At 67.2% G+C, this 12,900-nt stretch carries 10 protein-coding genes; 8 read left to right on the top strand and 2 right to left on the bottom strand.

Annotation, left to right across the window (positions count from 1 at the left end; all coding sequences use genetic code 11):
* The first annotated feature begins 69 nt into the window (after positions 1–69).
* Positions 70–1,425, top strand: a complete 1,356-nt coding sequence (locus MNZ29_RS08040) for an O-antigen ligase (protein ID WP_242354770.1) — start codon at positions 70–72, stop codon at positions 1,423–1,425.
* A 54-nt stretch (positions 1,426–1,479) separates the two neighbouring features.
* Here the strand turns inward: MNZ29_RS08040 and MNZ29_RS08035 are convergent, their stop codons facing one another.
* Positions 1,480–2,640: a glycosyltransferase gene (locus MNZ29_RS08035; RefSeq protein ID WP_242354749.1), complete on the bottom strand. Its 1,161-nt coding sequence runs from the start codon at positions 2,638–2,640 to the stop codon at positions 1,480–1,482.
* Positions 2,641–3,954, bottom strand: coding sequence for a lipopolysaccharide biosynthesis protein (locus MNZ29_RS08030; RefSeq protein WP_242354747.1), 1,314 nt, complete (start codon positions 3,952–3,954; stop codon positions 2,641–2,643).
* 144 nt (positions 3,955–4,098) lie between these two features.
* Between MNZ29_RS08030 and MNZ29_RS08025 the strand changes: the two genes are divergently transcribed.
* From MNZ29_RS08025 to MNZ29_RS07995, 7 genes are all read left to right on the top strand, one after another.
* The gene (locus MNZ29_RS08025; protein ID WP_242354745.1) at positions 4,099–5,253 is read left to right on the top strand and encodes a glycosyltransferase; all 1,155 of its coding nucleotides are present in this window, start codon (positions 4,099–4,101) and stop codon (positions 5,251–5,253) included.
* A 220-nt stretch (positions 5,254–5,473) separates the two neighbouring features.
* Positions 5,474–5,938 carry a glycerol-3-phosphate cytidylyltransferase gene (gene tagD / locus MNZ29_RS08020; RefSeq protein ID WP_374110797.1) on the top strand — a complete coding sequence of 155 codons (465 nt, stop codon included), beginning with the start codon at positions 5,474–5,476 and terminating at the stop codon, positions 5,936–5,938.
* A gap of 11 nt (positions 5,939–5,949) precedes the next feature.
* Positions 5,950–7,077 (top strand): CDP-glycerol glycerophosphotransferase family protein, encoded by a 1,128-nt coding sequence (locus tag MNZ29_RS08015; RefSeq protein WP_242354744.1) that lies wholly within the window; start codon positions 5,950–5,952, stop codon positions 7,075–7,077.
* A 38-nt stretch (positions 7,078–7,115) separates the two neighbouring features.
* Positions 7,116–8,321, top strand: a complete 1,206-nt coding sequence (locus MNZ29_RS08010; RefSeq protein ID WP_242354743.1) for a glycosyltransferase family 4 protein — start codon at positions 7,116–7,118, stop codon at positions 8,319–8,321.
* Positions 8,318–9,097, top strand: coding sequence for a WecB/TagA/CpsF family glycosyltransferase (locus tag MNZ29_RS08005; RefSeq protein ID WP_242354741.1), 780 nt, complete (start codon positions 8,318–8,320; stop codon positions 9,095–9,097). Before MNZ29_RS08010 ends, MNZ29_RS08005 begins: the two co-directional genes overlap by 4 nt.
* Positions 9,098–9,408: 311 nt before the next feature.
* Positions 9,409–10,902, top strand: coding sequence for a glycosyltransferase family 4 protein (locus tag MNZ29_RS08000; protein ID WP_242354739.1), 1,494 nt, complete (start codon positions 9,409–9,411; stop codon positions 10,900–10,902).
* 151 nt (positions 10,903–11,053) lie between these two features.
* Entirely contained in the window at positions 11,054–12,799 is a 1,746-nt protein-coding gene (locus MNZ29_RS07995) for an ABC transporter ATP-binding protein (RefSeq protein ID WP_242354736.1), read from the top strand.
* Positions 12,800–12,900: the final 101 nt, after the last annotated feature.

Genomic DNA, 12,900 nt, shown 5'->3' with positions numbered 1-12,900 from the left:
GTGAATCGTTGCAGGTGAGAGGACATGGTTGCTGCTTGCGTTGAGCGGCCGAGCGCACCCTTGCCCGCCATGAAGTCGCTCTCGGCCCGAGATTCCGGGTACACTCCGCACCCCGGCACGGCCGATATGCGCGTCATCTCAACCAAGTTCCTGCCGTTACTGCTCCTGTTCGCCTCGTTGCTGCTGTTCCGCTCGCGCTCTTTCGCCGAGGCGACAGAGATCGACCTCCTGACAGTCCACAAGGTGATCGCGCTGCCGTTCGCGATCCTGTTTGCCGGAGGGTATCTCGTCCTGCGCGGGCCACCGCGTCGCTGGCCGGCGGCCCTCTCCTTTCTTGCCGTCTACATCTGCGTTGGGATCATCTCGACGGGCTTGACTTCTCGCTCACCCTATTCCCTGTGGAAACTGAGCGAGCTGGTCATGGTGCTCGTGGTCGGCCTCTACGTGCTTCGCATGTCACGCTCGCGGCCAGAGTTCGCCTCCGAGGCGTATGAACTCTGGCTCAAGTTCCTCGGGGTTCTCGTCGTCGCCGCCCTGGTCGGCGCACTGATGTTTCCCGGCGATGCCCTCAAGGCTCCATTGACGGAGGAATCGCTCGAGCTTTACGGGAAGCCGATCCTGCCGATTCAGCTGTTCGGCGTGCTCCTCACGGTGAATCCGAACAGCCTCGGCGCGATGGCTGCGATCTTGCTCGTAGTGGCGATGGCACGCTTCCGTGACTCGTGTTCTGGAACACGCCGTGTGTGGCGCATGCTCTGGATTGGGGCGTTGGTGGCGGTGCTGGTACTGGCGCAAAGCCGCACCGCATGGATGGGATTGGGAGCTGCCCTCGTTGCGGGCATCTGGCTCGCTCGGCGCGCTAGCCGGGCCGCAAAGGCGCTGGCGCTTGCCTCTCTTGCCGCCTCTGCGACGTATGCATCCGCCTACATCTATGCATACATGACGAGGGGTGTTTCGACGGAGCAACTCTCCAATCTCAGCGGGCGAGCCGCATGGTGGAGCGCTGCTTTTCAGGCTTTTCTGGACGCTGACTTCTTGGGAAAGACGTTTGGCCTCGGGTTCATGGTCGCGAATCGTACGATTCTGTCGACGCAGTTTGGATCGGATGCCGGGTCGCTGCACTCCGACTATGTCGATGCCCTCGTGTCGACAGGCGTAGTGGGAACCATCGCGCTGATTATTGCTGCGTGCGCGTTTGCCCTCTCGGTGCGCAACGCATCGCCGTATCAGCGGGCCGAACTCGCTGGGATCGTATGCATCCTGGGGGTGAGATCTTTCACGGGAACCACGTTCGCGATCCACAACCACTTCTTGCCCGCGCTCGTCTTGATACCTGTCCTGACCGAAGCGATGCAGAAGGCGCGAACACGCGTACGTGCCGCTTCCTTGCCCGATTCTTTCCCGGTGCCCCGCGCGCAGGTCTAGCCAGTCATGTCCGTCGCTTGGCCCATCGTCTGGCGCGTCCACGCAAGTACGTGTTCACTCCTCGGCTGAGAGCACGAAGTTCGACGCTATTCGCAGGTGCGTTCCAATGCGCCGTGCCCGAGCTTTCTGCGCCTCGCGCGCCTCCGGGGTGAGTGCCCCTCGCTGAAGGATGGCGTGCACGTCACCCACGATGAATGGCGAATCGAAATCGAGGACATGACCGGAAAGCGAGTCCACGAGATCGGGCACGACCCCGTTCTCGATGGTGGTGATCGGGACCATGCCACACGCCATGGCCTCGTGCACGACGAGAGACCAGTTGTCCTCTCTCGTCGGGAGCAGAAGGTAATCTGCTCCTCGGTAGTAGTCGTACACCTCGTGAGGTGGTACGTGGGCAATGTGGTTTACATTGGGCGACCCCACGGCGAGCACGGTACTCACCTGAGTGCCAGTTCCGATGATCGTCCACCTGATGGTGGGTGCGCCGGCCAGTCCCTTCAATATGCGAACCAGACGGTCGACCCCCTTTCTCTCGATCATGACCATCACGATGAGGACGTGCACCGTTCGATGCTCACGCGTTGAGGCATCACCAGGCGGCGAACAAATGAACTTATCCGAATCGCGGCGCGATGCTGCAAACCGTGATTTCCTCGGCACGTAAGGAAGCAGGTTTCCGACTGAGATCTTGCCCCGATACCCGAGCCCGACCGTGAGCAACCGTACGGTGCGCGAACCGTTCGCAACGATCTTGTCGACGAACCAACGCAGATAGAGGCTCTGATAGTGCCTCTTGAGCGCGGACGCTCGGATCTCGCTCGTTTCGGTGCGTTCGTACGAGACGACGATGCGGGTCCCGAAGAGCAGCCGCAGTACGGGAGAGAGTGCAGACCAGCCGCCTACCCCTTCCTGGATCACGACCTTTGGTCGCAGGGCCAAGCACCGGAGAAAAAATCCAGGCGAGGCGAGCACATTGAACCAGCGCGACCGATAACCCTGAACGGCTCGCAGGGCGAACGTGCGGAACTGTTCCACTGGGACCATCTCGCGAAGGCGATCGACGGACGTGTTGATCGGCTGATCCCTGTCGACCGCGAGGAGAAACTTCATCCCGAGCTTCTTGTATCCGCGCGCCATGCCGAGGATGGTCGGCACGCGATACAGTCGCGGGAAGCGGTTGGCGTAGATCGCTACGTTTCGCGGTGGAATGAGCATCTATAGGTCGCCTCCAGACTCGAGCGGTGAGCGCGAAGTGCGCCGCACCTGGGCCCAGAGGATGATCGCTAGGAGGATTTCGCCGACGGCCGATCCCAAGACTGCCCCCGGGCCCGCCCAGACGCGGACGAGGACGAGCGTCGCCACGAGCGCCGCAGAGGCGCTGAGGGCGTTCGTGAGCATGACCGCGCGGAACTGCTTCATCGCGTAAAAAAGGTTCGCTGCCCCGTCCCTCAGGAGTGTGCACACGAGCACCACGCACCACGCAGCGACAAGCGCCGTCATCCCTGAGTACTTGGGACCGAGGATCACCGGTACCATGGTGCCGGTTGATAGGGTGAGCACCACCGCATAGAGGACGGCGAACCCCAGCGACGCCAGCGTTACACGGCTCGCGACGCGGACCGCGTTGCGTGGATCCTGGGCGCGGTGCTCCGCGAGCCTCGGCATGATCACCTGGTTGATTGCGGGGGTCAGCAGGAGAAAAGGCGAGATCAGCAGCCGCGCGGCATTCGCGCGCCCGACGCCCTCGGCTCCAAGCGAGGCCAGCGTGACGTACGCATACCCCTGCGTCTGCAGCCAGCTGACGGCGACGCCTCCGAGCGCCCAGCGCCCGTGTCCCCAGGCCTCCCTCGCATCCTCGACGAGGGCGGCCCATCTGACCGCTCTCAGCGGTAGCTTTGCCTTCCACAGGCCGGCGAGCACGCCGGACGACTGTGACAGCGCGAATACGAGCAGCGCACCCGCTGCATCGAGCTCCCAGCGAAGCAACCATGCGCCGCTCAGGGCGAGCGCGAGCGTCGCTGCAGCCACACCGTTCACGACGAGGGCATCCGTCTCGTCTCGGCTCGTGTACGCGAATCGGATGAAGAAGTCCTTCAGCAGGTAGCACACCGAAGCCAGGGCGACCGCGAGCGCGAGCCCCAGCGCTGGTGCGCGATCGCCCAGCGCAGCACGAAACGAGGAAGCTGCGAGCGCGACCACGAGTAGGGTTGTCCCGCACGCCAGGGCCAGGGCCACCATCATGCGCGCGGCATAGTGGCGTCGGTCCTCGACGGGTCGATCTGGGAAGTGCACGACCATCTGGGTGATGATCGCCGCGTTACCGACGCCCGCGTAGAAGTAGCAGATCGACATTCCGATGCCGTAGGCACCGTAGTCCGATGGGGAGAGCCACCGAAGCAGGACGAACGCGATCGCGAAGCTCGTCGCGCTGCTGAGCGCCTGGTTGAGCACGCTCGTCGCGAACGGCCTGGCACCGATGCGCACCGACCGCCCCGCCTTCGAGGCAGCCGACAACCAGAGGGAAATCATCGAAATGGCGAGGAAGATTGCGGGTTACGGCCAGCTTCTCGGTCGCGCAGTATAGCGGCGCGTGCCGAGCGAGGGAAGTCCGGTAGACTCTGCCGTTCTGCCGTTCCTCCCGCCACGATGGCGGCCTCCCAGCAAGGAAGAGACGTGCGACCGTTCGCGAAGTACGTGTTCATCTCGAGAGAGATGCCATCGGAGACGGTCGTGGGCGGCATCGCGACGTACTACTGGCACCTCTTGAGCACGCTCGGCTCGGAGCAGCAGGTGTGGATCACGAGCTCGGCGTCGGACCGGTTGCCGGAGAATGACCGTGCTGTCGTGCATCGGTTCCGTGCGGAGCACATCAAGAGGCGGCTCAGCCTCCTGGAGCGGGCGCTTCAACCGGTTCGGTTCGCATGGTTTCGGGTGGCCGTGGCTTTCACGGTCTTGCGCTACATGGCGCACGGGCGGCTCCACGTCGAGACTCCCGAGTACGGAGCGGACGCGATCGGACTCGTGTTGCTGAAGTGGCTGTTCCCGCGGCGTCTCCACCTACACGTTCGCGGACACGGTCCGTCCGGTTGGAATCGGGCGAAGGGCGAGATCGCCTGGCGCCACTGCGGCAACTTCGGAAAGCTCTACTACCCGCTGGAGCAATGCCTTCTCCGAGCGGCGGACGTCGTGAGCACGCCGACCGAATACATGGCCACGATCCTCTCGCGCGCACCTGGCATGGTCCGCCAGCGCGCAGTGGTCGTCCCGAACCCGTTCTCGACGAGCCTCGTGAGGGAAGTCGCGGAAGCGTCGAGAGCGACGCGGACGCAGCGCGAGCTCTCGGGGAAGGCGCTCGTCTTCCTCGGAACCTGGATGCCGGCAAAGGGATCCGAGGAGTTCGAGAGACTCGTGACCGCCTGGGACATCCCTCCGACGGACGTGCTGGTCCTCGGGAGCGATCCCGGTCGTACCTGCCCATTTCCGCGGAGCGTTCTCCCGTACCGCACGTTGCTGGGATACCTGTCGGCGGAACGCCCTCGTGTCTTCGTGGGCGGGCTCCACGAGGCTTTCGGTTACGCGTTGCTCGACGCGGCTGCGCTCGGGGCCCGCGTGATCACCCGGGACACTCCTGCCACACGAGAAGTCGGAGCGCACTTCGACGTGCAAGGACTCGTCTTCTTCAGGAAGATCGAAAACCTCGTCGCTGACGAGCGTCCTCTGGAGAAGATGCCCTTCGCGTCGGTCGGGGCGACCATGGAGGGCGACCTCTACTTGCGGGCCATCCTCGAGCGGTCCTCCGCGAGGGAAGCCGCGCTTCTACAATCGTGAAGTGGAACTGGGCTCGCCTCTTTTCGGCACCGCGGGTCGTGTGCACGCGCCGTGGCTCCCCGCTCGCCTCGAGCTGCAGACCTGGCGCGCCCTTGATGCCGTCCTGTCGCGACTGCTACATGTGACGCCGATGTCGTCGTGCCTACGTCGCTGCGGGTCGTGCGCTACGGGCCCTCAGTGAGCGCGCCCGTCGAACAGGTGATCTCGAGGTGTCCAGCTCATGAAAACGGTCATCACCTATGGAACCTTCGATCTGTTCCATGTGGGCCACCTGAAGTTGCTCGAGCGGCTCAGAGCCATGGGCGACCGCCTGATCGTCGGCGTCTCGACCGACGAGTTCAACGCGCTCAAGGGCAAGCGCGCGTTCATGCCATACGAACATCGCGCTGAAATCGTCTCTTCGATCCGATACGTGGATCTCGTGATTCCCGAGCGCGACTGGGACCAGAAGGCCCGAGACGTGCGAGAGCATTCCGTCGACGTGTTCGGGATCGGCGACGACTGGGCAGGCAAGTTCGACTTCATGAGGCAGCACTGCGACGTCGTCTATCTCCCGCGCACGCACGGGGTCTCGAGCACGTCGCTGAAGAGCCTCGCGCGCGCGTTCGACAAGGACACGCTCGCCCGACTCGCCGAAGCGCAGGTCATCATCAACGACCTGCTGAAGGATTTCCGCGGAGACTAGGAGCGGGGGTCATGAATCCGAAGCTCAAGAGTCTCGCGCATCGCCTCGGCGCTCCGGTGTGGTGGCTTCTCGGCCGGGTCATTCCCAAGGACCGCGACGCAATCGTCATCAATTCGTTCCCGGACTTCGATGACACCACCCGCGCGCTCGCCAACGCGCTTCGGGGGACGCGGCGCAAGCTCTTCGTGCTCACGGTTCGGCGCGGCGCCGTCGCTCCTGCGTGGCTCGCGGGCGTGAACGCGACGGTCACGTACAGATATAGCGCGTACGGTGTGTGGTTGTACCACCGCGCCAGACTCGTGCTGTTCACACACGGCTGCTTCTCGGCGTGGCCGCTGTCTCCGGCACAGATCGTCGTCAATGTCTGGCACGGGATGCCGATCAAGAAGATCGGTCTCCTCGACGGGAAGAGCTCCGGCGAGATCCCTCGCTTCCACTACACGATCGCGGCGGATGAACGGTTTCGATCGATCATCGCAGGCGCATTCGGCGTCAGCGCCGACCGCGTCCTCGTTGCGGAGCACCCGCGCCTCGACGTGCTCCGGAGCTCATCGCGCGACATGGGTGGCTCCCTCCCGCCACATCAACGGCTCTTGGTTTGGTTGCCGACTTATCGTGCTTCCGTCCACGGAGACGTGCGCGTCGATGGGAAGGAGTCAGCGGACATCTTCGCGGGCGGGGTCGATCTGAGTCGGATAGACGCTCTCTGCGCGGAGCATGGTGCGTTGTGTGTCGTGAAGCCGCATCCGATGGCGAGGGTGCGACCCGAGGCGTTCGCGCGCTACGGGTCGATCCTGCTGCTGGACGACGCTTCCCTGGCTGCGAGAGGAGTGTCGCTTTACCAGCTCCTCGCCGCGTCTGATGTCCTCATCACCGACGTGTCCTCGGTGTACTTCGACTACAAGGTGCTGGGTCGCCCCGTCATTCTCTACTGCGCGGACCTCCAGAGCTATGGTGCGAGCCGAGGCTTCGTTGCGCCCATCGAGAGCCTCGTGACGGACGAGATCATCGAGTCCGAGGAGCAGCTCGTGGGGAAGCTCCGGGAGTATCTTCGATCGAGCGAACGGACCGCGATCGGGGACTCCGCAGCTCAGGCTGACGGCGCGACATCTTCCCTGCTCGGCAGGGTCGGAGCGTGATGGCGCCAACGTCACGTGGCGTGCACGACGAGCGGCGTTTGAAGATCCTCCTCGCCCATAACTTCTACGGATCGGCGGCGCCGTCGGGAGAGAATCAGGTGTTCGAGCTCGAGCGCGCAATGCTCGCTCGGGCTGGGCATGACGTGCGGACGTATGTGCGCCATAGCGACGAGATCCGCGGAGCCGGCGGCTTCGGGCTCGTGAAGGGGGCGGTACTCACGCCGTGGAATCCCGCCACCGCGCGAGGCGTCCACCGGGCGCTGGCGCACTTCGCTGCAGACGTCGTGCACGTCCACAACACGTTCCCGCTCATCTCTCCCGCGATCTTTTCCGCCGTCGGCACCGGCGCGGCGCGGGTCCTCACCCTTCACAACTACCGGCTCTTCTGTTCATCGGCGATTCCTTTGCGTGATCACCGGACGTGCACCGAGTGCCTCGACGGCCGTTCGGTCATGCCTGCCGTTCGTCACGCGTGCTACCGCGGCAGCCGGCTCGCGACGCTGCCGCTCGCGTTGAGCGTGGCACTCCACCGGGCGCTTCGAACGTGGGAGCGGCACGTCGACGCGTTCATCACGCTCACCGGGTTCCAGCGCGACCTCATGATTCGCGCAGGTCTCCCGGCGGAGCGGGTCTGGGTGAAGCCGAACTTCTATCCGGGCGCGCCGGTGTCCACGCCGTGGTCGCAGCGGCGCGATTGCGTCGTGTTTGCGGGGCGGCTCTCGGAGGAGAAGGGAGTCGCTCTCCTCATCGACGCGTGGGGGAGATGGGGAGCAGCCGCACCCGAGCTCCGGATCGTCGGGGATGGTCCACTGCGAAAGGCGCTCGAGGCCCGAGCGTCCACAGGCGCGGGACGCATCACCTTCCTCGGGCAGGTTCCCGCCTCCGCGTCGGAGGAGGAGATCGCCACGGCGAAGCTGCTCGTTCTGCCCTCGATCTGCTTCGAGGGTTTCCCGATGGTGCTGCGCGAAGCCTTCGCCTTCGGCACGCCCGCCGCGGTGTCCGACCTCGGGCCATTGCCGCGCATCGTGCAGCACGGCCGCACCGGCCTCGTCTTCCGCTCTGGGGACCCGGCAGCCCTGCTCGCTGCCGTACGCGCAGCCTGGGAGCAGGACGACCTCGGACGGATGTCCGACCTCGCGCGTAGAGAATTCGAGGAGAAGTACGCCGAGGCCGCGAATCATCAGCAACTCGTGGCCATTTACGAGCGGGCCATGGCCCTTCAGAAGGATCGGTTGAGATCGTGAGTGAGGCCTCCCTCGAGAACGTCGCCGGCTACAGCGTCTATGCGAAGGGGCTCGTCGCCTGCGCGAACGAGATCACGGAGGCGATCGCGCGCGGCGAGCGGGCGCGCTGGCTCGCCTGCCTGAACCCGCACTCGTTCGCCGTCGCGCTCGACGAGCCGGCGTTCGAGGCCGCGCTGCGGGATGCCGACTGGCTCATCCCGGATGGCGCGGGGATCGTGCTTGCGTCGAGGCTTCTGCAGGGCGCCGTTCGTGAGCGCGTCACCGGGGCTGACGTGTTCCACGGGGTGAACCAGCACCTGAACGACCGCGGAGGCGCACGGGTGTTCTTCATCGGCTCCACCGAGGAGACCCTCGGCAGGATCCGCGAGAAGATGGCGCTCGACTATCCGAGCCTGCAGGTCGTCGGTACGTATTCTCCGCCGTTCAAGCCGGAGTACTCCGAGACGGAGCTGGACGAGATGGTCGCGGCCATCAACGCCGCCAAGCCGGACGTGCTCTGGGTGGGCATGACCGCTCCGAAACAGGAGGTCTGGATCCACCGCCTGCGTGATCGCCTGGACGTGAAGTTCGCGGCGGCGATCGGCGCCGTGTTCGACTTCTACACCGGACGCATCAAGCGCTCGCCGGCGGCGTTTCAGCGGCTCGGGCTGGAGTGGCTGCCTCGGCTCCTCCAGGAGCCTCGACGGCTGTGGCGTCGCACCTTCGTGTCCGCGCCGATCTTCCTCGGGCACGTGGTGCGGCAGCGGCTTCGCTCGCGGTCCGAACCGCGACCGTGAAGAACGTCCCCCGGCGTGTACCGCGGCCGGGTGACGCAGTTGCCTTCGCCGGCTCTTGCCCTGCGCTATAACGCGCGAAAATCGCCCGGGCGGAGCGTCGACCGTTCACGCTCGCTCGCTTTTTGTACCGTGTCCCCGGGCCCCCCTATGGCGCTTGTCTGCCCGCATGCTAGAAGGGCGTTTGCACCGCTGGTGCAGGTGCACCGAGGCGGGAGCAGCAGCAAGGCCGGGGGGCCGCGGCACATGATCCAGATCAGGAATTACTGCGCGGACGCCCTGTTCGCGGTCAAGGACACGCGTTGGAGGCGGGCATGAGAGCCGCCGCCCTCGCCTTCATCGCGTCCACCGCCACGGGCGCGGTCCTCACTCCGCTCGTGCGCGAGCTCGCGCACCGGCACGGCCTGCTCGATCACGCCCTCACCTCGCGCAAGATTCACGGCAAGCCGATCCCGCGGCTCGGGGGGATCGCCATCGCCCTGGCGTTCTTCGCGCCGCTCCTCGCGCTCCTCTTCGTGAACAGCGAGGTGGGCCGCCAGTTCTACGCGATGCCGCGCCGCGCGTTCGGCCTGTTCGCGGGCGGGCTCGCCATCGCCTTGCTCGGCGTCCTCGACGACCTCAAGGGCGCGAACGCCAAGACCAAGTTCGCGGTGCAGTTCGCGGTCGCCGGGCTCATGTACTGGCTCGGCTACCGCATCGACGTCATCGCGAACCCGTTCGGCGCGGACATCCCGCTCGGTCTCCTGGGTCTCCCGTTCACGCTGCTCTGGATCGCCGGCGTCATCAACGCGCTCAACCTCATCGACGGCCTCGACGGCCTCGCGGGCGGGGTGGCGCTCATCGCCGTGGTCACCACCTGCGTCGTCGCCCTGCGTGGCGGCGCGCCGCTCATGCTGCTCTTCACGGCCGCGCTCGCCGGCGCGGTGCTCGGCTTCCTCTTCTACAACTTCAACCCCGCGACCATCTTCATGGGCGACACGGGCTCGATGTTCCTGGGGTTCGTGCTCGCCACGACCGCCATCCAGACGAACCGGGCGTCCTCCAGCGCGGTCGCGATCATCGTCCCCATCATCGCCCTCGGCATCCCCATCGCCGACACGCTCCTCGCCATGGCCCGGCGGGCCGCGCGGGGCGCGCCGCTCTTCTCGGCCGACCGCGGCCACATCCACCACCGGCTCCTCGCCCTCGGGCTCGGCCACCGGCAGACGGTGCTCGTCATCTACGGCGCCTCCGCCCTGCTCGGCGCCGTCGCGGTCTCGGTCGCCTACGCGTCGGCATCGCAGGCGATCTGGTTCCTCCTCGCGCTCGCCGCGGTCGGCTACCTCGCCCTGCGGCGCCTCGGCTTCGTGAGCGTGAAGCTCGAGGACACGCAGCGAATGCTCGTGGACCGCAGGCGTAACCTCGAGCTGCGCGGGGCCATCCGCCGGCTGGGCGCGACGCTCCGGGAGGCGCGTGGGCTCGATGACGTCTGGACCGCGCTGCAGCTCGCGGCGGCGGTCCTTGGCGCGCGCGCGGTCGCGCTGCACCTCGCGGACGACGCGGCGAACGCGGACGCGTATACGCACGGGTTCTACTCGCCGGCGGCGAACGAGCTCTTCCGGGCGCGCTACGGGGTCTTGCCCGAGCGGCCGGGTGACCGGCACGTGGAGCTCGGCTGGGACGACGGGAGGACCTCGATCGACCGGGACACCGAGATCGCCGTCGAGCTCCTCTGCGAGCACCTCGCCGACGCGCTCGAGCGCATCGACCGGCCTGCGACGCTGACGCCGCTCGACGGCCTCCGGCGGGTGGTGGGGTTCAGGCGCTGACCGATCTTCGCTCACCCTTCGACGAGGGTGAGCGGATCCTCCTTGGCTCGCGGTCGGACCTCGTTCATCCGCTCGCGGTGAGCCGGTCCAACCGCGAGCGGACGGTGTGGCGAGGGCGAGCGGAGGCGTTCCGGGTTATGACTCCCGCCCGATGCCCGCCCGCCCGCCCACCTCCGTCCTCCGCCGCCTGGGCGGCCTCCTGCGCGAGGAGCTGCCGGCGCTCTCCCTCGGCACCGTTCTTCTCGTCGCCGGCGCGGCGCTCGCGCTCGTGTACCCGCAGGGCATCCGGCTCATCGTGGACGGCGCCATCGCGGGGAAGGATCCGCGCGCGGTCACCCGGGCGGCGGGCGTGCTCGCGGTCATCGCCGTCGTCCAGGGTCTCGCGATAGCGGGGCGGCACCTCCTCTTCTCGCTCGCGGGCGAGCGTGGCGTGCGGCGCGTGCGCGAGCGGCTCTACCGGAGCCTCCTCGATCAGGAGATCGGCTTCTTCGACGCCTCCCGCACCGGCGAGCTCATCTCCCGCCTGGGCACCGACTCCGCCACCATCCAGAGCCTCGTCGCGGCGAACGTGTCGATGGTCTTCCGCCACGCCATCACCGCGCTCGGCGGCATCGGGCTCCTCTTCGTCACCTCCCCGCGGCTCACGGTGGTGATGCTGCTCGTCGTGCCGCCCATCGCGGTCGGCTCGGTGTTCTACGGCCGCAAGGTCCGCGCGCTCGCGCGCCGCTACCAGGACGCGCTCGCCGACGCCTCCCACGTCGCGGAGGAGTCGCTCTCCGCGATGCGCACCGTGCGCGCCTTCAACGCCGAGCCCGCCGAGCGCGGCCGCTACGACGCCGCCATCGCCGCCTCCTACGACGCCGCACGACGCCGGGCGCGGGCGGGCTCGCTCTTCATGGGCGGGGCCTCGGCGGGCGTCTACCTCGCCATCGCCGCGGTGCTCGGCTACGGCGGTCAGCTCGTCGCGCGCGGTGACCTCACGCCTGGCGCGCTCACCGCGTTCCTCGTCTACACGCTCCTCATCGCCATGAGCCTCGGCGGCCTCGCCGATCTGTGGGCCGAGGCGATGAAGGGCATCGGGGCCGCGGAGCGGGTGTTCGCGCTCATGGACCGAGTGCCGGAGATGCCGGTCGCCGGCGGCCTCCGGCCTTCGCGCTGTGACGGGCGGATCGCGCTCGAGGGCGTGCGCTTCTCCTACCCGAGCCGCCCCGACGTGGAGGTGCTGGGCGGGATCGATCTGCTCATCGCACCGGGCGAGGTGGTCGCGCTCGTCGGCCCCTCCGGCTCGGGCAAGTCCACCGTCGCGGCGCTCCTCGGCCGGCTCTACGACCCGCTCGGCGGGCGGCTCACGCTCGACGGCCACGACCTGCGCTCCCTCGATCCCACCTGGCTGCGGGCGCAGATCGGCGTCGTCCCGCAGGAGCCCACGCTCTTCTCGGCCTCGGTGGAGGAGAACGTGCGCTACGGCCGGCCGGACGCGACGCATGAGGAGGTCGTGGCCGCCTGCCGCGCAGCCCACGCCGACGCCTTCGTGCGCGGGTTCCCGGAGGGCTACGCGACGCGGGTGGGCGAGCGCGGCCAGCAGCTCTCCGGGGGTCAGCGCCAGCGGCTCGCCATCGCTCGCGCCGTCCTCAAGGACCCGCGCATCCTCCTCCTGGACGAGGCGACGAGCGCCCTCGATGCGGAGTCCGAGGCGCTCGTGAAGGACGCGCTCGCGCGTCTCATGACCGGCCGCACCACCGTGATCATCGCCCACCGGCTCTCGACGGTCGCGAGCGCCGATCGCGTGGTGGTGATCGAGGGTGGCTTGATTGTGGAGTCGGGCCCGCATCGCGAGCTCGTCGCGCGTGGCGGCCTGTACCAGCGGCTCGTCGAGCGTCAGCTGCGCGCGGGGTAGACGCCGGACGGAAGGGCCGGTACCCTGCACGTCCAGTCCGGGGGGTGCCGGACGGGCTGTCCATGTCGGGCCGCAGGGGTCCCGCTCGTCCTGCGCCAGCC

This window comes from Anaeromyxobacter sp. SG64 (assembly GCF_022690745.1).
GTDB lineage: Bacteria > Myxococcota > Myxococcia > Myxococcales > Anaeromyxobacteraceae > Anaeromyxobacter > Anaeromyxobacter soli.
This window is presented reverse-complemented; position numbering and strand designations above follow the sequence as displayed.